Origin of the sequence: Methylomonas defluvii (assembly GCF_033949435.1) — a bacterium.
Taxonomy (GTDB): Bacteria; Pseudomonadota; Gammaproteobacteria; order Methylococcales; family Methylomonadaceae; genus Methylomonas; species Methylomonas defluvii.
Map to the genome: position 1 here is coordinate 59,940 of NZ_JAXARY010000022.1, position 24,308 is coordinate 84,247.

21 protein-coding genes are annotated in these 24,308 nt (G+C 54.0%); 9 read left to right on the top strand and 12 right to left on the bottom strand.

All coding sequences use genetic code 11. The features are described 5' to 3' along the window. Positions 1 to 109: 109 nt before the first annotated feature. The 4 genes from QLH52_RS19695 to QLH52_RS19710 are packed head-to-tail and all read right to left on the bottom strand — an operon-like array spanning position 110 to position 5,186. On the bottom strand, positions 110 to 1,282 hold the full coding sequence (locus QLH52_RS19695; protein WP_319962677.1) for an efflux RND transporter periplasmic adaptor subunit: 1,173 nt from the start codon (positions 1,280 to 1,282) through the stop codon (positions 110 to 112). After that, positions 1,279 to 2,724 (bottom strand): efflux transporter outer membrane subunit, encoded by a 1,446-nt coding sequence (locus tag QLH52_RS19700; protein WP_319962678.1) that lies wholly within the window; start codon positions 2,722 to 2,724, stop codon positions 1,279 to 1,281. The genes QLH52_RS19695 and QLH52_RS19700 overlap by 4 nt, the downstream gene beginning before the upstream one ends. After that, positions 2,724 to 4,304: a DHA2 family efflux MFS transporter permease subunit gene (locus QLH52_RS19705; protein ID WP_319962679.1), complete on the bottom strand. Its 1,581-nt coding sequence runs from the start codon at positions 4,302 to 4,304 to the stop codon at positions 2,724 to 2,726. Before QLH52_RS19705 ends, QLH52_RS19700 begins: the two co-directional genes overlap by 1 nt. Positions 4,305 to 4,328: 24 nt before the next feature. Next, on the bottom strand, positions 4,329 to 5,186 hold the full coding sequence (locus QLH52_RS19710) for a hypothetical protein (protein WP_319962680.1): 858 nt from the start codon (positions 5,184 to 5,186) through the stop codon (positions 4,329 to 4,331). 91 nt (positions 5,187 to 5,277) lie between these two features. Between QLH52_RS19710 and QLH52_RS19715 the strand changes: the two genes are divergently transcribed. Further along, positions 5,278 to 6,210 (top strand): LysR family transcriptional regulator, encoded by a 933-nt coding sequence (locus QLH52_RS19715; protein ID WP_319962681.1) that lies wholly within the window; start codon positions 5,278 to 5,280, stop codon positions 6,208 to 6,210. Here QLH52_RS19715 and QLH52_RS19720 read toward each other — a convergent pair. Together QLH52_RS19720 and QLH52_RS19725 are read right to left on the bottom strand one after the other, a co-directional pair. Further along, the gene (locus tag QLH52_RS19720) at positions 6,183 to 7,169 is read right to left on the bottom strand and encodes a 2Fe-2S iron-sulfur cluster-binding protein (protein ID WP_319962682.1); all 987 of its coding nucleotides are present in this window, start codon (positions 7,167 to 7,169) and stop codon (positions 6,183 to 6,185) included. The genes QLH52_RS19715 and QLH52_RS19720 overlap by 28 nt on opposite strands. Before the next feature lie 15 nt (positions 7,170 to 7,184). Continuing rightward, on the bottom strand, positions 7,185 to 7,565 hold the full coding sequence (locus tag QLH52_RS19725) for a group I truncated hemoglobin (protein ID WP_033155819.1): 381 nt from the start codon (positions 7,563 to 7,565) through the stop codon (positions 7,185 to 7,187). Positions 7,566 to 7,724: 159 nt separating this feature from the next. On the opposite strand from QLH52_RS19725, the gene QLH52_RS19730 reads away from it, so the two are divergent. The 8 genes from QLH52_RS19730 to QLH52_RS19765 all read left to right on the top strand — a co-directional run bounded on the left by QLH52_RS19730 (position 7,725) and on the right by QLH52_RS19765 (position 14,972). Further along, entirely contained in the window at positions 7,725 to 8,393 is a 669-nt protein-coding gene (locus QLH52_RS19730) for a helix-turn-helix transcriptional regulator (protein WP_308441609.1), read from the top strand. Positions 8,394 to 8,536: 143 nt separating this feature from the next. Then, positions 8,537 to 9,700: a D-alanyl-D-alanine carboxypeptidase family protein gene (locus tag QLH52_RS19735; protein ID WP_033155709.1), complete on the top strand. Its 1,164-nt coding sequence runs from the start codon at positions 8,537 to 8,539 to the stop codon at positions 9,698 to 9,700. Further along, positions 9,697 to 10,536, top strand: coding sequence for a D-amino acid aminotransferase (locus tag QLH52_RS19740; protein WP_319962683.1), 840 nt, complete (start codon positions 9,697 to 9,699; stop codon positions 10,534 to 10,536). Before QLH52_RS19735 ends, QLH52_RS19740 begins: the two co-directional genes overlap by 4 nt. Further along, a complete protein-coding gene (locus QLH52_RS19745) occupies positions 10,533 to 10,799 on the top strand; it encodes a YbeD family protein (RefSeq protein WP_020485010.1) in 267 nt (88 codons plus the stop codon). Before QLH52_RS19740 ends, QLH52_RS19745 begins: the two co-directional genes overlap by 4 nt. A 9-nt stretch (positions 10,800 to 10,808) precedes the next feature. Next, positions 10,809 to 11,429: a lipoyl(octanoyl) transferase LipB gene (gene lipB / locus QLH52_RS19750; RefSeq protein WP_319962684.1), complete on the top strand. Its 621-nt coding sequence runs from the start codon at positions 10,809 to 10,811 to the stop codon at positions 11,427 to 11,429. Positions 11,430 to 11,510: 81 nt separating this feature from the next. Continuing rightward, positions 11,511 to 12,470 carry a lipoyl synthase gene (gene lipA / locus QLH52_RS19755; RefSeq protein WP_319962685.1) on the top strand — a complete coding sequence of 320 codons (960 nt, stop codon included), beginning with the start codon at positions 11,511 to 11,513 and terminating at the stop codon, positions 12,468 to 12,470. A gap of 91 nt (positions 12,471 to 12,561) precedes the next feature. After that, positions 12,562 to 13,026: a putative lipoprotein gene (locus QLH52_RS19760; RefSeq protein ID WP_319962686.1), complete on the top strand. Its 465-nt coding sequence runs from the start codon at positions 12,562 to 12,564 to the stop codon at positions 13,024 to 13,026. A 41-nt stretch (positions 13,027 to 13,067) separates the two neighbouring features. Then, on the top strand, positions 13,068 to 14,972 hold the full coding sequence (locus QLH52_RS19765; protein WP_319962687.1) for a hypothetical protein: 1,905 nt from the start codon (positions 13,068 to 13,070) through the stop codon (positions 14,970 to 14,972). A 578-nt stretch (positions 14,973 to 15,550) separates the two neighbouring features. Here QLH52_RS19765 and QLH52_RS19770 read toward each other — a convergent pair. The 6 genes from QLH52_RS19770 to QLH52_RS19795 form a co-directional block, all read right to left on the bottom strand. Further along, positions 15,551 to 16,438, bottom strand: a complete 888-nt coding sequence (locus QLH52_RS19770; RefSeq protein ID WP_319962688.1) for an efflux RND transporter periplasmic adaptor subunit — start codon at positions 16,436 to 16,438, stop codon at positions 15,551 to 15,553. A 77-nt stretch (positions 16,439 to 16,515) separates the two neighbouring features. Continuing rightward, entirely contained in the window at positions 16,516 to 18,513 is a 1,998-nt protein-coding gene (locus QLH52_RS19775) for a preprotein translocase subunit SecA (protein WP_319962689.1), read from the bottom strand. Further along, complete coding sequence (locus QLH52_RS19780; RefSeq protein WP_319962690.1) at positions 18,506 to 20,650, bottom strand: biotin/lipoyl-binding protein; 2,145 nt, start codon at positions 20,648 to 20,650, stop codon at positions 18,506 to 18,508. The genes QLH52_RS19775 and QLH52_RS19780 overlap by 8 nt, the downstream gene beginning before the upstream one ends. Positions 20,651 to 20,671: 21 nt before the next feature. After that, on the bottom strand, positions 20,672 to 22,420 hold the full coding sequence (locus QLH52_RS19785) for a GAF domain-containing protein (protein ID WP_319962691.1): 1,749 nt from the start codon (positions 22,418 to 22,420) through the stop codon (positions 20,672 to 20,674). Then, entirely contained in the window at positions 22,417 to 23,250 is an 834-nt protein-coding gene (locus QLH52_RS19790) for an HDOD domain-containing protein (protein ID WP_319962692.1), read from the bottom strand. The genes QLH52_RS19785 and QLH52_RS19790 overlap by 4 nt, the downstream gene beginning before the upstream one ends. A 54-nt stretch (positions 23,251 to 23,304) precedes the next feature. Further along, positions 23,305 to 24,171, bottom strand: a complete 867-nt coding sequence (locus QLH52_RS19795; RefSeq protein WP_319962693.1) for an HDOD domain-containing protein — start codon at positions 24,169 to 24,171, stop codon at positions 23,305 to 23,307. Between the last annotated feature and the right edge of the window lie 137 nt (positions 24,172 to 24,308).

Below are 24,308 nucleotides of genomic sequence, written 5' to 3' on the forward strand. Positions count from 1 at the left end.
TGATTTATGAGTGCCGGCCATTTTTGCCGGAAGGCAAAGATACACGTAGCGGCGCTTTATTGCAGCAATTTTGTGGGAATTAATCGCTAGCCGCCTGAATACGGCCGAACTAGTGCGGCCGATTGGCCAACTCAATCTGTTCTATCAACTGTTCGGCACCCTCCAACTCTCGATCATAGACATCGGTGCGATAAGCCTCGCCATTCAGCGTAACCGCGGATGCCGATACCAAACCGTCGGCTTTTTCTATGTTGATGCTGGTTAATGTAGACAAGCCAGGCTGCAAGGGATTGGCCTTGAGTTCCGCGGCATCCAGCGCGATGCGCACCTGCAACCGCTCGGCGATATGAATGAAATTGCCGGTCGCATTATCGGTCGGCAACACCGCAAAGATACTGCCGGTGCCCGGGTTGATGCCTTGCACCCGGCCGTGATAAACCCGGTCGTCACCATACGCCGCCACGCGAATTTCCGCCGCCTGCCCCGGCCTGACCCCCGCGATCTGACTTTCCAGAAAGTTGGCTTCTATCCATAGATCGTTCAGCGGCACGATAGCCAGTAAGGGCGCACCAGCCTTCAGCGTATCGCCAACTTGTACCTTGCGTTTGGCCACGCAACCGGACACCGGCGCCATCAGATTCCGGCGTTGGTAATCCAGAAACGCCTGGCGCAAGCGGCTCTTGGCTTTTTCCACGGCCGGATGATTATCTATCCCCGAATCCAGCAATTGCGCCTCAATGCCGCTTTGTTCGGCGCGAATTTCTTTAATCGCCGCCTCCAGTTCGTGGCTTTTATCTTGGGCATTTTGTAGCTGTTGATCGGAAACCGCGCCATCCCTGGCCGCCGCGTTGAAGCGCGCCAGATCGTGATTGACCTGTGCCAGTAAAGCTTGTTTCACCAAGGCCCGCTGCTTCAGCGTCTCGGCTTTGGCCTGCAAACTAACGATATTCCGCACCGCTTCCGCCAATTCGGCTTGCGTCTGCTGCAAGGCGATGCCGGCATGCACACCATCCAGCCGCACCAAGACCTGGCCTTTTTGCACGCACTGCGTGTTTTCCGCCAGTACTTCGACCACGGTACCGTCAGTCTGCGTTTTCAGCGTAATTAAATGCCCTGCCACGAAGGCGTCGTCAGTGGCCACCCAGTCGCGATGCTCCAGCCACCAATACGCCAAATAAGCCAAACCGGCCAGCAGCAAAGCCAAGGTGACGCCTTGCAAGCGACGCCGGCGTTGGCGCAGAATTTCCCGAGGACGAATTTTTTTGGGCACGTTTGCGGTCATGGCTTTGCGGGTTTAGTGTCGCTGTAGCCGCCGCCCAGCGCCTTAATGATGTTGATCTCGGCTTTATGTCGCTCGCCCACCAGAGCCGCCAAGCGAAACTGTTGCTGGTAGACCTCCAATTTGGCCAGACTCGGCGCGGCACGATCAGACAAGCCATGACGGCGCAAACTATCGGCCAGCTTGTCAGCGGCTAATGCGTCCGCCAAGCTTTGCCGCTTTGCCGCCAAGCGCTCATCCAGCTCACGCCAACGGCTCAGCGCGTCGGCCACTTCCTGCACCGCATGCACCAGACTGCGGTTATAGCGCTCGACAGCGGCGTCGTAAGCGGATTCTTGATACGCCAGATTGGCACGCAGGCGGCCGCCTTCGAAAATCGGAAACTCGATGGACGGCCCCACCGCGTAAGCCAGACTGGAACCTTGCAACAACACGTCGCTCAAACTGACGCTATGCAAGCCGGTGAAGGCCACCAGATTGACGTCCGGATAAAACGCGGTCTCGGCCACCTTGATTTCCTCGGCAGCCGCCTCGGCATGCAGCCGCGCCGCGCTAATATCCGGGCGATGCGCCAACAAATGTAAAGGCAAATCCACCGGCAGGGTTAAGGCTTGCTCAAGCCGATCGGATTCGATAACGATGCCCGCTCCCCAATCAGGCCCCTTCCCGGCCAGCGCCGCCAACAGATTTTTATTTATCGCCACGTCGGCCCGCGCCGCAGCCAAACCTTGTTCGGCGTTAGCAAGGGCTATTCTGGCCTGCAATAGCGGTGCGTCGGCAACCAGACCAGTCGCCAGCCGCGTTTGTTCGAATCTCAACAAGGCCTGCCGCTCGGCGACGATGTTCTCGGCGATGCCTTGTTTTGCGGCGGCAGCCAACAATTCGAAATACCCCCTAGCCACGGCAGACGACAATAGCAGCCGCGCATCGGCCAATTCCGCCTCGGCCGCCAGCGAGCGGCCAACCGCGCCTTGCAGAGCCGCTGCATCGCGCCCCCAAAAATCCAGGTGGTAACGCAAGATCAAGGGGTTAATCAACATCTGCCGAAAGTTTTCGCCGGCCAGTTTGGCTTGCACGCTGTTCGCCGAGAAACGTTGCGCCGAGAAGCTGACGTTGGCATCAACCGTCGGATAAAGCTCGGCGGCCTGCGCATCGACCATCGCCTGAGACTGCCGCAACCGGGCGGCGGTGGCCTTCAAATCCGGATTATCGGCCAGCGCCGCGCTTATCAAACGCTGCAACTCCGGGCTGGCAAAGCCGGTCCACCAATCCGGCGCCGGCCAGGCATCGCTGCTTGCGAAATTGCCGCGTACGGCAGCGACGGTATTGGTCATGTCGGGCATGGGTAACAGACTGGCGCGCGTAGTTTCTTCTCCACCAAACCGGGCGCAACTTGACGAAATACCCAACATCAACCCTAATGCAATTAGCTGACGAGCGGACATCAGGCCTCCTCCGCCAGCAGTTCCTGAGTTTCCCGGCGCAGTTCCTGCTCGTCACTGACTTTAACCGGGGTGCGAGTTGGGTGCGCCAACCAAACTAGCGCCGCCATACCGACAAACACGCAACCGGCCATCCAGAACGCATCGTTCATAGCGTGTAACACCGCATCACGTCCGGCCAGCTTGGCATATTTGGTCAACGCCGCCGGCTCGGTAAATCCTAGGAAATTTAGCGTTGACAAGGCGGAATGATCGGCCAATTCGAACGCGCCGTGATTTTCGGCAAAGCGGGTCAAATGCTGCGGCGCCCGCCGATACAGCACGATGCCTTGCACCGCAATGCCGATTGCCCCGGCCGCTATCCGCAACAGATTAGCCAATTCCAGCGCCCGCCATTGCCGCTCGGCTGGCAGGCCGTGCAGCAGCAACGCAGTCATCGGCACAAAAAAGCTGCCCAGGCAGGCGCCTTCCAGCAATTTCGGCCAGAACAATTGGGCAAACGAGTCCGGATCGTCGAAGCGACTTAACCAGAAATAGGTAGCGGCAAATCCCAGCAAATTAGCACTTGCCAACAGTCGGGCATCGCAGCGTTTGACGATCTCGTGCAAAACGCTGGCCATCGGTTTGGCGCAGATAGCCATCGGCAGAAATACCAAACCGGCTTCCCACGACGAATAGCCGAACGCCAGTTGTAACTGCACGATGAGCAAAGACAGCAAGCCTTGAAAATACAGAAAACCGGTGAATAAAATGAATACGCCGATGGCGAAATTGCGGTGGGCAAACAGGCGAATATCCAGAAATGGCCGGCGCACGCGCAATTCCCAGACCACCCAATAAATCAGCGTGGCGGCTATCAATGCGATCAAGCTTCTAATGTAGGCCGAATCGGTCCAGTCCCAATCGTTGCCTTGATTCAACAAAGTCTGTAAGCCAAACACCAGCATCACCGATAAGATAAAACCCACGCTATCAAAGCGCTGCCAGGATCGTGTGTGGCCCCGCCGATACAACAACGCGCCGACGATGCCGGCAATCGCCAATGCCGCCGGGATGTTGAGCCAAAACAGCCAGCGCCAACCCAAGTTATCGGCTATCCAACCACCCAAGGGCGGGCCGAAGGTGAACGGCGTCAACGTGAATAGGCTCCAGATACCGATGCCCAGCGATTTGCGTCTATCAGGATATTCCTTCAGCAACAAGGCCTGACCCAAGGGCAGCGTCAAGCCGCCGGCAAATCCCAGCAAAATACGCCCGGCCAGATAGCTATAAAAACCAGTGCAATAAGCGCAGAGGAAAGAGGCCAAGGCAAAAGCCAGGAAAGCCGGAACGAAGGGCCGGTATTCGCCGAAGCGCCGCGCCAACCAGCCGCCCACCGGAAACGCCAGCGCCAGCGCTATCATGTAATCAGTTTGGGTCCAGGTCGCAAAGCTGGGCGGGACGCCTAAGCCGCCGGCCACTCTGGGCAGCATGGCGATGTACGCGCCGGCATTAAAGATCACCAACGCATGCCCAAATCCCAGACATAGGTTAAACAGCTTAAAACGCCAGCCGCGCAGACGCTTTTGATAGACGAGGCTCATCCGCTTATCGGCCCGGTCAACACACTAAGATTCGTCGGCTTGAGGGGGTAGGCGCAGACCAATGTCACCCAAACTTTGCCGCAACAGCGGCACCGCCATATCGCCGATCAATTGTTTAAAAGCATCGCCGCCATTGTCCAGAGAGGCGAACGCCTGATCGTCAACCCTGAAACTTTCCGATAGTGTCCGAGCGATGACATGGCGCGATACGGGATCAATGAGTTTGATCATTAGCTGCAAAGACGTTTGCCCTTCAAAAATCCGATACCTGCCGATCCCAACCTCTATCACCGCGTCGTAGCGGCCCATCGTCGCATAATCAATTGACGTGGTGTTCTGGCCGTACCAGGCTTGAATGGCCTGATGCCAATGTTGCAAACTGGCATCACCCGCCGCCGGTAATTGATAATACTCGCGGCTCAATTCCCCTTTGCGATTTTCCGCCGCCAGTAGACCAGGCAGCTTCTGCGCCGCCGCCTTGGCGGGCGTCCAACCCAAATCGGTATTTGCAGGGCCGCCGGCAGCGCTTGGCGCCGCCTTGGTCATCGCGTCCACATCGGCCGTTTGGCTGTCGCTAACCATGCCCGCAATTTCGATACCGCCAGGGATTTGATAAAGTTCAATGGGCAGCGCATAACCCATGGCCATGTTTTCGAAATGTCGATAAGCCGGATCGCGCCGCTCGATCAAATCCGGTATCACTTCCAGCGGCGGCGCTTGCACCGGCACAATCAAAAAACTGTGCAATCGGTCGATCTGCGACGCGGCGGGCTTAATGCTGGGTGCCGTGCATGCCGCCAGCAAACACGGCAAAGCCAATCCCAGCAGCATGTTTTTGTGGTTACCCCAAAGCCTGGTGAATAAACATATTGAAGTTTTCATGATTTCCTCCGCACCCAACAATGCCATCGAATCGATACATTACTCAGGAGGTACTATAAAAACCACGTTGATATAAGACAAGCGATATTTATTGGACTTTAATATCGATAAATGCAATATTAAACTGATGGACATCGACCAAATCAGAACCTTTTTAAGCGTTGCGGCCAACGGCAGTTTCCTGGAAGCGGCCAATCGTTTGTATGTAACGCAATCGACCGTTAGCACCCGTATCCAGCGCCTGGAAGCTTATTTGGGCGTGACGCTGTTTGTCCGCAATCGCTCCGGCGCCAGCCTGACTTTGCCGGGTCGGCGTTTTTTACCGCACGCCAAATCCTTGCTATTAACCCTGGAACAAGCCCGGCACGATATTGGTTTGCCCAGCCGGTTTCGCGGCAGTGTCAGCATCGGCGCACGGATTGCCTTGTGCGAAACCTTGTTGCCGGAATGGATCAGCGAGATACGACAGGCCATGCCCGATATTTCCATCCGTAGCGACATCGGCTTTGAGGAAGACTTGATGCGCAGCCTGGTAGCGGGCGCGCTGGACATAGGCTTGATGTACACCCCCCAACACAGCCCCGGCCTGCAAATAGAACCTTTGTTCGATGAAACCCTGGTGCTGCTGACCACCGATCCCAGCCAGCCCTGGCCGAACGACGATTACATTTATGTCGATTGGGCGCCCGGATTTTATGCTCAGCACAGTAATAGCTACCCCAACCTGGAACGGCCGGCGCAGGTGGTCAATATCGGCTGGATGGCGGTACAGCTGATTCTGGCGCAAGGCCGCGGCTCCAGTTTCCTGCCGGTGCGCCTGGCCGAACCGTTGCTACAAGCCGGCAAACTGTTTCCGGTCGCCGGCAGCCCGCAATTCAAATTACCGGCCTACATGGTGTCGCAGCGCGATAACGATTCGGCGGTTTTACAGCAGGTGCTGGCGCAGATCCGCACCTTGGCGGCTCTGGAGCGGCAAAAGGTTTATGCGCTGCCCGCTCAATCCAAGGTGGCCGACGCCACATGAAATGCATCGGCATGGATGTCCTGCAAAGCCGCGCCATGTAAAAACGCCTGGCGCTTGGTTTGATGCACCATGTCCGGATGGCCGCATAAATACAGGCGCCAGCCTTTCAGACTGGGCAAACTCGCCATCGCCACGTCGTTGGCCCGGCCCCTGGTCACGCCATCAGGCGCATCGCCGCGTGAGATACAGGCGGTGTAATGGAAATTTGAGTATTGGTCGGCAAGCGCCTGCATTTCCTCGATCCAATACAAACCATCCATCTCGCGGCTGCCATGGAATAGATGAATATCGCCACTGTGGCCGTGGTGCAAAGCTTCGCTGACAATCCCGGCCAATGGCGCCAAACCACTGCCGGTGCCAATCAGCAACAGATTTTTTTCCGGGGTAGTCGGCAGGTAATAACACAGCCCCTGCGGATCGGATACCTCGAGTTTGTCGCCTACCTGAAGTTCCCGGTGCGCCCATTCGCTGAAGCGGCCGCCGGCCAAGCGGCGGATATGAAAACTTAATTTGTTGGCATGCAAGCGATTGTTGGCAATCGAATAACTACGGGTCAATCCGTCGGCGCGTTTCAGATTCACGAACTGGCCGGCGTAATAATCCATGGTTTCCCGGCACCGCAAAGTGAGTTGCAGCGTTTCCGCATTCAACAAACTTTTTTCGATCACCGTCGCTTCGGTAAAAAAATCGGCGGGCGAACTAATGCTGATAGACATATCCTGCTGCGGATAACACAGGCAGGCCAGGAAATGGTTCTGATGCCGCAATACGTCTTTTAAACCGTCTTGCGCCGCCAGCGGCGGCGGGCCCTGCAAGCTGCGCACCATACAGCTTTGACAAGCGCCCTGCCGACAACCGTAGGGGATGTCGATGTTTTCGCGCAGACAGGCGTCCAGCACGGTTTCGCCAGACCCGCAAACAATTTCGCGGTCGTTCACGCTGAGTTTATGCAAGCTCATCCCCTACTCCGGCGCCTAGCGGTCCAACACGTCGTTACGGGTGCTTTCGGCAATCGCCGCGACTTGATTGATCAGCTCTTGCGGCACGTTCAGCTCTTGCAAGGTAGCCGCCAGATTCTCGACCACCGCATCAAAATGTGAATCATCCAAACCCAGTTTTTTAACCAGATGCGCATGCGCTTGACGCATATCGGCGCCGGAATAGTTGTTCGGACCGCCGAAGGCCATGGTCAAAAAGGATTTTTGTTTGGCTGCCTGTTTGTCCATATCGGTGTTATCGAAAAAGCGGTTGATGCGGTGATCGCTCAAGACTTTGCGATAAAAAATATCGACAGCCGCGTTAACGGCCGCTTCGCCACCCAATTGTTCGTAAAGAGTTGCCTTGGTTTCGCTCATGTTGGTCTGCCTTTCGTTGCAAATAAAAAAATGCGGCTGTTTAAAGCCAGGCACAGAGTAAGCGAATAAAATTACTTTTGCAATATTTTTATTATAAAAGTAATTTATATGTCAAAAATAGACTTACAGCGCTTTGCGTGATAGCTGATCCGGCGTAGAATGCCGCATCACTTATTTCCGACCACCCCACACGCCATGGTCAAACTTACCGGCTCGCGCCAAGAGCAAATCTTAAAATTGCTGCTATCCACCACGTCCGGCATGAGCATCGACGAGCTGGCCGCACAGCTGGAGATTTCCAGAAACGCCGTCAAGCAACACCTCACCGGCCTGGAAAAAGATCAGCTGGTTCAGGAAGCGGCACTGAACAGCACCGGCGGCCGGCCTTCGCGCAATTACACGCTGACCGAACAAGGCCGCAACCGCCTGCCCAAGCAATATCCCTGGTTTTGTAATTTGTTGCTGGGCGAGCTAAAAACCGAACTGGGCGAAACGGCCTTAAGGCAAATGCTGTGGCGCATGGGCGTTAACCTGGCACAGTCGCTGGCCCCGCAGTTTAGCGGTAAGGACCCGGCACAAAAGCAAAGCGCGCTGCTGGAATTGATGCAATCGCTGGGTTATCACGCCGAAATGGACGCCGAACAAACACAGCCGACCATTAAAGCCGTTAACTGTGTTTATCACGATTTAGCTCAGCAACACCCGGAATTGTGCGAATTTGACCGCGCGCTGATTACCACCTTATTGGATAGGCCCGTCGAACAAACCGCGTGCATGGCCTTACAGGATTGCGCCTGCAAATTCAAAATCTGCAATACCAGCGCTTAGGCCAACTTTCCAACTATTCCAAACAGTTGCCAAAATTTCCAGCTTTGGGCTTAAGCGCCTTAGCACAATACGCGGGTTTTTCTACGCGGCGGCTCTCGGTGTTACAATGGCCCTTTCCAGAATGACTATTTTGAATTGCGATCATGAGCCAACCTTACCGTAGGACACTCAGCCTGTTTAGCGGGCTGCTGTTATTGTTAACCGCCTTCTCGCTGCAAGCCGCCAGCCCGATTTTCACCCCCGCCGCTCCCAGCGTCGCGGCCTCCAGTTACTTTTTGATGGACTTCGACAGCGGCCGGGTATTGGCCGAAAAAGACGCCGACAAGCGCGTATCTCCCGCCAGCTTGACCAAAATCATGACCGCCTACGTGGTGTTCCGCGAGCTGAAAGCTGGGCATTTGACGCTGGACGAGAAAGTCACGATCAGCCAGAACGCCTGGGAAACCGGCGGCTCAAAAATGTTCGTTGAGGTAAACAAACAAGTGGCAGTCGAAGACTTGTTGCAAGGCATGATCATTCAATCGGGCAACGATGCCAGCGTCGCCTTGGCTGAACACGTCGCCGGTAGCGAACAAACCTTCGCGACGATGATGAACGAACAAGCCAGCCGCTTGGGCATGGCCAACAGCAATTTCGAAAACGCCACCGGCCTGCCCAGCCCCAACCATTACAGCTCGGCACATGACCTGGCGACCTTAGCCCGCGCGGTGATCAAAGAGTTCCCGGAATACTATCGCTGGGACAAGCAAAAAGAATTTACCTACAACGGCATCACCCAACAAAACCGCAACCTGTTGCTGTGGCGCGATCCTTCCGTTGACGGTTTGAAAACCGGTTTTACCGACGATGCCGGCTATTGCATGGTGGCTTCCGCCAAACGCGAAGATATGCGTTTGATTTCGGTGGTCATGGGTACAGCCAGCGCCGGCGCGCGTTCCAACGAGAGCCAATCGCTGCTGAATTACGGTTTCCGCTTCTTCGAAACCCATCGTCTGTACGAAGGCAATAAACCCTTGGGCGACGCGCGGGTTAGAAAAGGCGTAACCTCCAAAGTCGCGGTTGGTTTGCCGGAAGACCTGTACGTCACCGCCCCACGTAAACACTTTAACGAGTTAAAAGCCGAAACGCAGATCGACAAAGGCGTATTCGCGCCGCTGAACAAGGGCGACACGGTCGGCAACCTCAACATTTCCTTGGCTGGCGAATCCATCCTCAGCAAACCGTTGGTGGCTTTGGATGCTGTCGCCGAGGGCGGCATTTTCCGCCGGCTGTACGACGCAGCTATTGGCTTATTGGAAAAAGAATGACCGAGCAAGTCTATCTGAACGGCGCTTATCTGCCATTAGCCGACGCCAAGGTGTCGGTGCTGGATCGCGGTTTTTTATTCGGCGATGGCGTCTACGAGGTGATTCCGGCTTATAACGGCCGGCTGTTCAGACTGGAAGACCATATTGCCCGGCTCAACAACAGCCTGAACGGCATCCGTTTACCGTTGCCGCATAGCGTTGCGGACTGGGAAGCGATTTTCCGCCCGTTGCTGGCAGATGACCGCGATCAATACATTTACCTGCAAGTCACCCGCGGCTATGCGCCGAAACGCGATCACGGTTTCCCCGAACAAATCGTACCGACGATATTTGCGATGTCTGCGGACATCAAGCCGTTCGCCGGCCGGATCGACGGCATCAAGGCGATTACGCTGGACGACACCCGCTGGCAGCTCTGCAACATCAAAGCCATCACTTTGCTGAGCAACATCCTGCTTAGGCAGGAAGCCCTGGACCAAGGCTGCGCGGAAGCGATACTGGTGCGCAACGGTTACGTCGTCGAAGGCGCGGCCAGCAATCTGTTTGCGGTGCTGGACGGCGAATTGATCACGCCGCCGAAAAGCCATGAAATCCTGCCCGGCATTACCCGCGACGTGATTCTGGAATTGGCGGCCGCGCATAACATTCCGTATCAAGAAGACATCATCGCGTTGGAAGCGCTAAACAACGCCAGCGAAATCTGGGTCGCCAGTTCCACTCGCGAGATCGTGCCGGTCATCGAACTGGACGGCCGGCAAGTCGGCGACGGCAAGCCCGGCCCCGTCTGGAAACACATGGACGACTTACTGCAAGCCTACAAAAAATCACTATCATGAGCGAAACCGAAAGTTTACTGGAATTTCCCTGCCAGTTCCCTATCAAGGTGATGGGCAAGCATCGCGACGATTTTGACGCCATCGTCGTGGAAATCGTCCGCCGCCATGTCCCGGACATCCTGGAAGGCGCGGTCACCACCCGTCCGAGCAAAGGCGGCAATTATCTGGCGGTGACGGTCATGATCGAAGCTCATAGCCGCGAACAGCTCGACGCCATCTACCTGGGCTTGACGGCCTGCCCTGATGTATTGATGGCATTGTAAGCCGGACTGATGCCCAGTAAGGCGACGACCGTCCTGCGTAATCTGGGGACACAAGACTATCTCGGCGTCTGGCAGGCCATGCAGCAATTCACTGCCGAACGCGACGACAACACTGCCGATCAAATCTGGATCGTCGAGCATCCGCCGGTTTACACGCTGGGTTTAAACGGCAAGCGCGAACATTTTCTTAAAGCCACTAACATCGAAATCGTCGAAAGCGACCGCGGCGGCCAAGTGACCTATCACGGTCCCGGCCAGTTGGTGATTTACCTGTTGGCCGATTTGCGCCGTTTAAACAAAGGTCCCAGACAAATGGTGACTATCCTGGAAAACGCGGTGATAAACACCTTGCGGCAATACGGCATCGCCGCCCAGGCCGAGCCCAAGGCACCGGGCGTCTACGTCAATCAGCAAAAAATTGCTTCGCTGGGCCTGCGTATCAAGCGCGGTTGCTGTTACCATGGCCTGAGCATCAATAACCATATGGATTTGGCGCCGTTTGCAGACATCAATCCCTGCGGCTATGCCGGCTTGCAAGTCACGCAACTGGCTGACTTGGGGGTTAAGATAACTAATCAGGAACTCGCGGTGCCGGTTGTGCATCAGTTACTGCAAGCAATAGAAAACTGAAGTAAGCAAACTCGACGAGCGTCGCTGGAAACAGCCAAGCTTGAGGAAACTCGAAAACCAACCCAAGTGCCCGGTGGCAATATGACACTCAACGCCCCTTCCCGCTCCACCCCGGAAACCCATCAACGCAATGCCGACAAGCTGTCGCGGATTCCAGTAAAAGTGGAAAAGCCTGAACAAATCCTGCGCAAGCCGGACTGGATCCGCATCAAATTGCCCAGCGGTGATCAGGTCAATCGCATCAAGCAATCATTGCGCGAACACCGCCTGCACACCGTCTGCGAAGAAGCCGCCTGCCCCAACTTGAGCGAATGCTTCAGCCACGGCACCGCCACATTCATGATCATGGGAGACTTATGCACCCGCCGCTGCCCGTTCTGCGACGTCGCCCACGGCAAACCGCAGCCTTTGGATGCCGAAGAACCGGCCAATCTGGCCGAGACCATCGCCGCAATGGCTTTGAAATACGTGGTCATCACCTCCGTGAACCGCGACGACTTACGAGACGGCGGCGCCAGCCATTTTGCCGCTTGCATCGCAGCGGTGCGCAGCCAGTCGCCCAATACCACCATCGAAGTATTGGTACCGGATTTTCGCGGCCGGATGGACACCGCGCTGGACATTTTGCAGCAGCAACCTTGCGATGTGTTCAATCACAATCTGGAAACCGTGCCACGCCTGTATCTGCAAGCCCGTCCCGGCGCCGATTACCAAGTCTCTTTAAGTCTGTTGCAACAGCACGGTCAACGCTTGCCTGATGTACCGACTAAATCCGGCTTGATGTTAGGCATAGGCGAGACCGAAGCGGAAGTGATAGACGTGATGAAAGACTTGCTGGCCCACGGCGTCAGCATGCTGACTCTGGGCCAGTATTTGCAGCCCAGCAAGGACCATTTGGCAGTACAGGAATACATTCACCCCGACCAATTTCAACGCTATGCCGAGATCGCCCGGGAATTGGGATTCAAACAGGTCGCCAGCGCGCCCTTGGTACGGTCTTCCTATCACGCCGATTTGCAGGCAGCGGGTGTTGGCAAATAGCCAAGCCATCGAAACGTTTTAGAGACGTGAAATCTTGCGTCTAGGCACATAACCGATAACACTATTCGTTTTTTTAAAGCCATCCAAGCATATGAACCGATTCAGAACCTTTACTTTGGCAAGCACTGTCGCTTTGGGAACTGCACTGATAAGCGGCTGCTCGTTTTCCACCAGCTCCGAGAGTTCGTCCGACAGCATAGGCAGCTTGTCTGACAGTTCTGGCGGCATCTTCAAAAGCGCGTCCAGCCCCTTTACCTCCAGTTCCGACTCGTCGCGTAACAAACACGAAAAATACGAAACCGATGTAGCCGACTATACCGCTACCTTCGTAGTGTCCAGTAGCGGCACGCTGGACAGTTTTCGCGGCCATCTTAGCGAATTAGCCGAAAGCCATGAGATCACCAACTGGGAAACCGACCGGAATACTTACGTAGGCATCGGCCGCGGACTTGCTAAAGCCAAGCTCGGTAAACCGCAAATCTCGGCATTTACTGAAAGTTTGAGCGATAACGAGCCCTGGAAGAAACAGGCCATTGAAGAAGGTTTGAAAAAATAATCCCGCAGGCAGTCGCCCACTTGGTCATGCCAGTTGCTGGCTTGAAATTCGCAAAGTGGGCGCTGACGCTGGGCTGTTTACTTTGGGTAGCCGTTGCCGAAGCAGACCAAAGTCATCATTTCGAATTCCTGTACATAGAAGCCAACGAAGGCAGCGCCAGCGGCGGCCATGCCGCCATTAAATTCGACCGGCAAGTCTTTCATTTTCAGCACATCGAACCTGGCCTGCTGCGCCTGTATCGCAACGATGCGGCCGCCTTTGAGTTTGCCTACGGCTTTCAGGAGAACCGTAACATATACGGTCACCGCATCGAAGTGTCTGAGGATTTTTTTCAAGCACTACGGGATACCTTTAGTCGCCGCCTGTTCATTCAACACCAGCAATTGTCGCTGTTACAAGCCCTGCACGACGACCAGACGCTGGTTTCAGGCTTGCAAAATCCTGGCTCTGCGCCGCCTTTAGCCATAAAGGGATTGGGTTATTTTTTGAGGCAATACCGAGCGACGGAAGCGTTCCCTGTCGAGGCAGACAAACCCAGCAACAACAGCCAAGCACTACAACAATTGCACGAAGCCATCGTTAACGAGTATGGCGAAGATTTTTTGCCGGCCAAGCGCCAGCAAGCTTGGCAAACCTTGCAAACTCTGAAACCTGAGTTAGCAGTTAACCCCGCTGAACCCACGGATACACGGTTTACCGCCACGAACAGCTCATTTGCCGAACGCTACCGCAATCAGTTGCTGAATCTGGCCGCGCTGGATGTGCTGCACGCCAGGCTATCCCCGCTTAGCGAAAGTTTGTTACAAATTCCCGAGGCGACATACAAACTCAACACGGCCCAACGTACCAAGCTGCAAGATTTTCGGCAGCGTTTGTTTGCCGATTTAATGACCCTGATGCGCAGCCAGCGCAGCGACTGGGGTTATCCGCTGTTGGTGGGAATGGCCCGTTTGCATGCGCTGGACCATGCCGTCGCCTCGGGCTATCTGAGCGTGCTGGACCGCAGTCGCCCCGACAGTGCGGATCCACAAGCCACTATTATCGACAATGACAACTTGCCGGCAGCGCTGCAATACAGTCAAGAGCTATTTGCCGCGGCGTCCAAACAACTCGACAGCCCCATAGCGCTGGATGAGCTTGCTTACTCGGAACTGGAGCTAAGCGCGACGGCGCTAATGCAGTTGCATAAGCCGCGCCATGATAAGCAGTCTTTGCAGCTGTTGCCGTTGACAGCCACTCCATCGCGACCGGCAGCGGCAGAATTGATTGGGTTACCGCTGCCTACCAGCGAACTGGCAGATTTCCAAAACAGCGTCACACAGCAACTCGAAACATATCAAAGCCAATTGCAATCCTTATATGGCTATAACTTGCTTAGCCGCAATTGCGCCACCGAAATCTTTCGGCTCCTTAACCAGACGGTTGCGGAAATCTCGTCTACAGCCGAGGAAAGCACAAGCCAGGCTTCCCAGCGACTGCTGGGCGGTTACGTTGACGAAGACGGCTTGAACATGATTCCGTTTATCGCGTATGAACAGATAGGAAGCACATATCGACTAAGCACCAGCTTCCAGCGCCAGCCCTACAGAGAACGACAGCGTCAACGGCATTACCGGCAGATGCCGCAATGGCTGGTGGATTTACAGGAATCTAATACCCTGAGTTCGAGTATTTATCAATGGAACGAGGATGACGCGGCGTTTTTATTCTTCACTCAAGATCAGCTATGGCCTCGGCCATTGCAGGGCGGCTTCAATCTAGCGATAGCTGGCGGCCAGGGCCTTTATGGTATGTTCAGTTGGCCTTGGGATGGTGGGGACAATCTACGCAAAGGATTGAAAGGTTTTGTGGTCAGCCTGCCTGAACTGTTGTTCTTTAACATCCGTAAAGGCTCGTTTCCAGGATTGCTGCCGGAAGCAGGTCTATATTGGCCTGAGGCTTTTTAACTAGGCTAGCTTGCGGGTATAGCGACGGTGAGAGGAGGGAAGAAAATTCGTTGCCTCTTTACCGGACTGCCCTCAGACCCTAGGCAGTTTGCGGTGAAATTCTCGGGCATCAGGCTCGAACATCAATAAATCTGCCTTTACCACCTTCGTTATTTTGATCGGAGGCGTCTTTAGCAACCGGTTGGACTTGCTGAAACGCTTGTATGGGGCTGTTTGGCTGGGCTTTTTTGACTGTCGGAACATTGGTTCCGGCAGCACTATAAATTTGCGACGCGCCTGAATTAATTGACATGTATGACATTGGCTACCTCTTGTTCACGGATTTAATGGCTACAACTCTACTTGAGAGCAGCCAATTTTATTCCAAGCCCTTTGTATGAGTTGCCTGTTGCCTCGCAGTTTTCGAGATAATTGCTATACCAGCTTCGAAGCATATACCTGAATTGCGCTAATTTGCCCGATATGCCGCATTAAACCGTTCTCGCGAGGCTTCAGACAGGAAAACACCGGTAAGCGTTCGCTTGTCAATCCACCCTATTTGTTAGTATCAATGCGGCGGGTAAGCGCTGTTGCTTGGCTCAACGCTTGATGACCGGACTCACCGGCGCCACGTTCTGCGGTACAAAAGGCGGTGGACTCGGCGTCGTGGTTGGGGCTGGCGTGGCAAAATCAAAGGTGGCGATACAGTTGACGCCGCCGATCAGTTCGTCGCTAGGGTTGGGTAAGGTCATGCGCACCGTAAAGCTGCCACTGGCCGGATCGATCAATTGGTCCACTTTGGTGACAGTAGCTCTCACGACTTTTTTGGCCGGCAGCTCAGGGCGTACTTCCACATCCATACCAGGCTGAATCAGACCAAAATATTCAGTCGGCGCGATCAGCTCAACGCGCAACGGATTGACTTGCGCCAGCTTCATAATCGCGCGATCACTAACGGACTCGCCGGGCATCGCATAACGGTCTATCACAATACCGTCTATCGGACTTTTGATGGTTTTAACCTCCAGTTGCGCCTTGGCCATTTCCAGTGCCAACATCGCCGACTTTTTACGTTCCTCTGCCTTTTTCAACTCGATTCCAGCCAACACCACTTCGGTTTCGACTTTATCTTTCTCGATTTGCGAAATGACATTGGTGGTGGCTAAACTCCTATAACGGGTGCGGTTGCGCGTGGCGTACTCCAGTTTCACTTTCTGATTGCGTACCTCGCTGCTACTCTCAGCATCGGCTTTGGCCTGGTTGAACTTGGCCAACTCCACCGACGCTTCCAATTGGGCAAGCGGTTGGCCTTTGGCAACGTGATCACCCTTATCGACCAACAGCGCTGCGACAGTCCCCGCCACCGGGCTACTCAACTCGACGTACATTTCCGGCTTGACCATGCAATCCAGATTGGCGGCGAGCACGGCGCCACTGAACAGGCCAGGGCCGAGTAGTGCGCAAAAAAAATGGTGGCGTATGGGCATGTAAAAATCACTAATCGATTAGTTTGATTTGAAACGGTCTGATTTTTAACAAAATAGTAAATTTAAGGCCACAGCGTTTATTCAAACTTGCCGGAAAACGCCAAAATACGCGACAAATGCTTATCCTGTTTGCTGAGTTGCCTTCTGACGTTGCGCTGTTGCCGCTCGTTATAAATTTGCGTCAGGCGTAATATCAGATTTCCCAAAAAACCCGGCAAAGCTTGCTGATCTTTAGCCAGGCCGGCCAGAGTCTTGAGAATAGCAGACGAATAAAACTCCCGTAGCGCCGTATCCTCCAGCGACAGTATCGCTTCGCAGCTACCCGGATCGCCTTGCCGGGCAGAGCGCCCGTATAGTTGCCGATCTATGCGCCGAGATTCATTGCAGTTCAGCGCAATCACGTGCAAACCGCCCAACTCCGAAACGCCCAATCCCAGCGCAATATCGGTACCACGGCCGGCCATATTGGTAGCTACCGTAATAGCGTGCAACTGCCCTGCTTGCGCGATGATCTCAGCCTCGTGTTGATCTTGTTCCGCATTCAACACCCGGTGAACCAAACCCGCCGCTTCCAGCCAGACACTGACCTCCAGCGACTCGGCAACCGAACCGGTGCCTATCAAAATTGGCCGGCCTTGCGCATGTATTTCCGCGACCCGTTGTAAAAATGCCCGTTGCTTGGCGGCTTGCGTGGCATAAACCCGCTCGCTGAGCAGTTTTCGTTTCGAAACTCTATGGGTAGGCACTTTTACACTATGCAAACCATAAACACGCTGCATTTCCGTCGCCACTTCCCGTACCGTCCCCGAAGTACCGGCCAGTTTGAGATAGCGGCCGAAAAAGCGCTGGTAACTGATCCGGGCCAGCGGCTCGCGTTGTTCAGAAATCAAGCAACCTTCCTTAGTTTCTATCATTTGTTGCAAGCCCTGCTCCCAAGACCGATCCTCCATCACCCGGCCGGTAAACTCATCGATGATTTGCACCTTGTTATCTTTGAGGATGTATTGCTTGTTGCGCTTGAAGCAATACTCGGCGATTAGCGCCTGTTTGACCATGGCTTCCCGCCAGCGCTTGTTTTTCCAACGCGGCCCCAAGCCGATAATCATATCCGCAAGGGTATTTTCGCCTTGCTGCGTCAGTTCGACGTCGCGAGTTTTGGGGTCCATGACAAAGTCGTCGTTGATGAACAATGACGAGGCCAGATACAAGGCGTCACCGTAGGTTTCCGGAGACGCCTCATTCGGCCGGGTCTGGGTGATGATCAGCGGCGTTTTGGCTTCATCGATCAATACGCTATCGGCTTCGTCGATAATGGCAAAACATAAGCCGCGCATGATCAGAGGGTTGCTTTTCGGCTGTTTGATTTGCTGTTGAATCTGCTTGAATTGAAATTTTAACAAGCCCACATCCTCGCCCATCTCGATGCGGTCACGCAGATAATCAAAGGCAATTTGTTTATTCGTCGTATGGACGATGGGTTGTTGATACAGTTTTCGGCGCAGTTCAAGGTCCATACCGTCAACCACCGCACCGGACTTCAAGCCCAGGCGCAGATAAAGCGGTTTCAGAATCTCCGCATCGCGAGCCGCCAAGTAATCGTTGGCAGTAATCACATGCACCGGGATGCCAGCCAAGGCGGCGGTGCAGGCCGGTAAGGTCGCGGTCAGTGTTTTGCCTTCGCCGGTTTCCATTTCCGCCAGCATGCCGTTAATCATTAACCAGCCGCCAAACAATTGCACGTCAAAATGCCGTTTATGCAGCGTCCGGCCGGCGACTTCGCGAATCAGCGCGAAGGCTCTGATCATCAGCTCTTCGGTCAGACCATACCGATATAGATTTTCCCGCAGTTCCAGAATGGCAATGGTCAACTGTTGCTCGTTGTAGTTACTTAACGGGGCGGCAACTTTTTCAACTCGACTGACGATATAAGCCTGGCTGAAACGCTGGCGGTTCAGGCGTTTGTGGAGTATGTCGAAAAATGCCGAGGCGCCTTGCTCGAAATCGCTTAGTCGACTTTCCGGCTTTTGCGGGTAGCTGCCGAAATGTACCCCTGGACGCAACACCAACTCAGACATTGAACTGCCTCAAAAATACCTGACGTACCCGGCGGTACAGCTGAGTCATAATCGATTCGCCGCCATGGTTGATCCTCACATAAGCGCGCATACCTATCGGCAGATTTTTCGGCGGCGAGAAGTCCAGATCAACCAAAAAGATTTTTTGCAGGGTTTGCATGTCTTGTTCGTTTTCCGTATTCACCCGGATTTTGCCACCGCCGGTGGTCGCCAGGGCCGGGCTGGGCAGCGTATTGGTCGCTTCCGGCGCCAGGCGGATGATGTTGGCCGGGTATTCGCGATACGGGTCGCTAACCAGACGTACGCTGATTTCCGGACTGCCTTGCCGCAGCAGGCCAATATTGTCTTGCGTTACCACCATGCGGATGGTCGGTGGCTGTTCATCCAGAATGTAACCAATCAACTCACCCTGGCGCAAATAGCTACCGGTTAGATCGTCGGCATCCGGCAACAGGATATAACCGGATTTGGCGGCGCTTATGATCATCGCGCTGGATTTATGATTCAAATGATCCAGTTCGGATTCCGCAACGCGCAGCGATTCTTTCAAAATTTCCGCCTTCACTAAATCAGACTCTTTCTCCGCCCGATATTGGCTTTGCAACTCGGCCACTTTGGCGCGGGCGATTTTGGCTTTGGCTTCCAATGCGTCGTCATGCATGGTCAGCAACACATCACCCTGATTCACGAATTGGTTCGATTTCACCAGCAATTCGCCGATGAAACCCTCTTGCTCCACCTTGATCAACGCCTCATCGGGCAGCCACACCACGCCTTCTGCCAGCGTGTAATTGGGAATCGGCAAAGCACCAAAAACCAGAACCACAAACAAGGTTACGCCTGCCGTGGTCAGCAGCGCCTTATCTCTTTTCCGACTCAGACTGGGGCTGGTAAACACAAAACGTATGGCTTTATACAGCGGAAACACGACCTGTAATGACACCATTAACAACGCAACGACGATGCCCAGTGAGAAAAATTTTTCGGTCAGATAAATACAGACAAACCACAACATCATCAGGCGGTAAGTCAGCGACGCCAAACTATAAATGACAAACCAAGCCGTTTCGCCCGGCGCAGAGGCCGGGGACACCGCCTGTTTCAAATCAAACAAATATCGCTGGGCCAAATAAGCCCAGATTTGGCTTGAACGCTGATACAAATTGGGAATGCTCAAGGCATCGGCCAGAATGTAATAGCCGTCGTACTTCAATAGCGGGTTGCCGTTAAAAAACAGCGACGAGACACCGCCGGTCAGCAGGATGTCGAAACCAATATCCTGAACAATCCCGGTTTCTGTGCTCAAAAACAGGAACAAGCCCAGGGCGGCCAGAAATCCCTCCACCAAAATGCCGGCGGCGCTGATCAACATCCGGTCGTACTTGTTACGCAGATGGTTGGCGGCGGAGACATTGACGTAAGGCACCGGCATGAACAATAAAAAATTGACGCCCATTTCATGCACTTCGCCGCCTTTCAACTTCATGGCAAAGCCATGCCCCAATTCATGCAGAATTTTGATCAAGGGGTACAACAAGAACACGATCAAAAAATTGTAGGGAGCCAAAGCGTTCAATTCGAAATGATGGCTGATTTCCGGCCAATTAGCCCCTGCTTGCAGCAAAGCAATTGCAATGACTAGCAGCCAGACCACGCCGAACTTGACGCTGAACAGACCCGCCACTTTAGGCGCATGTTTGCTGAGAAACTCATCCGGATCCCACAACGGCAATTTCAGCGAGAGCGGGTTCAACAATCGCTGATTGCTTTTCGCGCTGCTTAGCCGCGCCTGACGCTCGAACAATTCTTCGGTGTTGACCAAGGCTTCGGTTTGAATCAAATCGGCCTGATGTAATTGCCCCAGTAGTTGAATAAGGTCCTGTTGGCTGGGTGCATAGTCGCCCAGCTGCCGACTAAGGATGTCGGCAATCTCTTGTACACTCAACTTGCCGTCCAACAGCCCGATGAACTGATAGGCCAGACTGTTAAAGCGCTGATGGCGGGCGGTATTGGGGTCTTCGAGGATGTACCAGATCAGGCCGCGGTACTCGTGGCGATGAATCTCGATATGGCTATGCAACTTGGGTTTGAGCTTGGCGACTCGGTACCAGTGCGGACTGAACAGTTCGTTAGCCATGAGCAAACCTCAGCATCCGATTCACCAGGACCAAATCCACAAACGCAGCCAAGCCAGCATGTCGTGGCTCCATATCCACAATAAACTGGCGCGCCCGGCCGCGATTTTGCCAACACCCTCCATGCCCGGCCGTAATAGTTCAGGCGCATTTTCCAGACTGGCTTCGACGCGGAAGATATTCTTGCCGCTATCGGTTTTGGCCACTGCGGTAATTTTTTGCACCTGTAGCGGAAAGGTCCGGCTGGGCATACTGGCCAACACCAAAGAGCCTTTTTGACCTGCCTGCACATAGGAAATCAGGCTTTCATCCACCTTCAGGATGATGCGGTAACCTTCCAAAGGGGCAATTTTGAACAGGATTTCACCGCGTTCGACCGGTGAACCGAGCTTCTGACTCAAATCGCCTTCAATCACCACTCCATCGAATGGCGCCGCCAGATTGATTTTCTGTAACTGCTGGCGGGTCAGCTCCATCTCCGCATCGGCCTGGTCGATTTGCGCGCTAATGACCCTGACTTTCACGAGATCACCACCAGACAGGGCTTCGCGGTATTCGCGACGGAATTTTTGCAACTGCCCGTCCAGCTTGCTTAATTCCAGTTGTAATTCCGCATCGTCCAGACTAGCCATCAGTTCGCCTTGCCGCACCGTATCACCGGCCCTTACCGCCGCGGATTGCAAAAATCCGGAAATGGGCGCAGCGACCACCCGCTGAATTTTGCCTTCCAACACCGCGTTGGCGGTCACCCGAAAATCACTGCGCCACACAGAGCTGATCAACAAGAACAACACCAAGCCCAGGGCGGTCAATTTCACTTTGAAGTGTTTGACGCCCATCAGTTCGGCCAGCCGCTGTTTAAGCTTGATGCCGATTTTTACCGACAACGCTTGTTCGTCGAGTTTTTTTAAAGTCAGATACGGGGAGATCAGTGCCAGGGCTTGTTGGCAAAGTAGTACGGTTTCCTTGGCAAAGGATTGTTCTTCGCTGCGTAACAGGGTAACCGCGCCGATAAACTTACCGTCATGCAGCATAGGCACGGTCAGCAATGAACCATAACCATACTTGCGGACGATTTCCTGATGGGCGCGCTGGATACTGACCGATTTGACATCCGGAACCACCACCACGCTATCCTGCTCAATGGCTTCGTCCATCGCATCGGCGATTTTTTGCAACAAATTGGCTTGCTGGTCAAATTGCGCGTTATTGGAAATCGCCACTACCGTGCTGTAGTTGTCTTTGAATTCGCCGATGGCAATCCGATCGCAACTCAGCATGCGCGTCAATTCCGTACCCAGGCTAATCAAAACCTCGCGGTAACTATTTTGCTCGAAACAAGCCGCCAGCAAACCGACTACCGAGCTGTAAAAATCGTCGTTTTGCTGCAAACGGCCTTGCGCCAAACGCCACCACTCCACGCTCTGCTCCAGCGTGGCAAAAACAGCCGCGCGCCGATCAGCAACAGAGTGCTCAAGTTTGAGCGCAATCACGCCCAATAGTAACGAACCGTCAAATACCGGCAGACCGAAAAAGTCATATTGCCGTTGATCCGGTTTTGCCACATTAGGCATGTAACTGGGTTGATTTTTATCCAGTGTGAGTTTGCAAATAGCCGATAGCTCAGCAGCATCGGCGAGGTTCTCCGGCCATTTCGCCAACAGCCGCAGCGTTTTGCCATCCGCATCGCTCACCATCAATGCCGCAGCCTCAGTTTGCGGCACAATGCGGCAGACTATCTCCAGCCATTGTTGGGCAAATCTAGCGCTCATGGCGGAAAACCTTCCGCACAAGCATTACTCTGAACCACACTCTGCGGACACAACATCAGAAATATGTCATCGAGATGGGTGGCTATTTCCTGACTGACCAAGTCTTTCAAATTACTGGGGATGGCGGCAAATTGTTGATGGCTATCCTTTAAGCCACTGAGCGCTTGGTTAAATTGTTCCGGCTCCGCAAACACTTGCTGCGCCAGATAAACCAGATAGGTTTCGTTGCGATAATGTGGATCGGTAAGTTCAGGATGCAGTTGGTGACCGATGATATGCGAATACACCTCGGGTAAATGCCATAAACGCATCAACTCCGAGCCCAACTGACAATAATCAAAGCCAAACAACAGCCGTTCCTGCTCGTCAATCGGCAAGCCCTGCTTCCGGCTTGCCAGCAATGCGTCCAGCGCCTGTTCCGGGGCTTTGACAAACATCGCCGCGTGGCCGATTTCCAATAACAACCCCAGTGCAAAAAAACGATGTCCAGCGGGTAGTCCGGCCAGTTTAGCCAGCGTACGGCAGGCGATGCCGCATTCGATGCCGTGCAACCAGAACTCCTTCAAGTCCATCACCGCGTCGGGAATATTGCAAAACGTGCGCATGCACAGGCTACTCAACAGCAAATCATGCAACTGAATGGTACCAATCAAGCTGATTGCATCGTAGAGATCGTAGGCTTTGCGGTTAAAACCAAAGAAGCGGCTGTTGGCCATGCGGATTATGCGGATGGTCAGTATGGCATCGGTTTGCAGCACCGCGACATAATCGCGGATTCTGGCATCCGGCTTTTCTAATAACAGCCTGATTTTCAGATACACCTCAGGCATCGAAATTTTTTCGGCCAAATCGCAAAGGAATTGTTGTTCAGCTCTCATAGCGACTTAATTGAACATGAGCTTTTCCATCTCAGTCGCGGCTTTTAAAGCTTGTTCGACAGCCTCTGCCAACTGTTCGGCATTGAGTTGCAAAATATCCCAAATGTCCGCGGATACGCTCTCCTCGATTGCGCGCATATGCCCGGATATGTACTTTTCGGCACAGGCCCGCACCAGATGCAGTAGTGCGGTTTCCCTGCGCTGATCCGGGGCAAGGTCAGGGGTGGGCTGATAATGCACAATGTCTTGAAAATGCGCCGGCAAACACCATTGCGCCATCAGTTTGGCACCGATCTCGCCATAATGCATACCCAACAGTTTTTGTTCAGCGATGTGCAGTAATTCCTGGTTATTCCGGGACAGTTCCATCGCGCGTTTCGCCAACTCAGGGTGCTTTGCGTACAGCACCAGATGCCCTATCTCATATAACAAACCAATCACAAACAGGCGTTCGCTCTTGGGGATTTTTAGCTGGCTTGCCAACAACCGGGTCAACACCGCCGAGAACAAGCTGAACCGCCAAAAGGTTTTCAGCGGCATGATGTCATTGGGCAATTTTAACGAGGCAATCGCCGAGGTAGCGAGCACCAAGTCATGTAACTGCCCGATGCCCAGCATATTGACGGCGCGACTCAAGCTGTCGATCTTTCCCGGAAAACCAAAGAAAGCGCTGTTGGCAACTCTTAACACGGCGACGGTTAAGTTGGGATCGCTGGCCACAACTTCGACAAAGTGCTCGATATCCGAATGGGGATCGTCGATCAAATTTCTAACTTTCTGATATACCTCGGGCAAAGAAACCAAACCTTTGATTTCTTGCAAGGTACGTTCGATCAAATCTGCTTGCGAATTGATCTCGGCAGGATCAAGCAAGGGCGTCCCTCCAAATTAGACAGTGTTTAAATCAAGCGGAAGTATAGAACGGAAACCGGAGCTATAGTAGGGAAACTACCGGTATTCCGTTCGGGCTGAGGTCGTCGAAACTCAAGCTGGTTTGCTCTTTGAGGGGT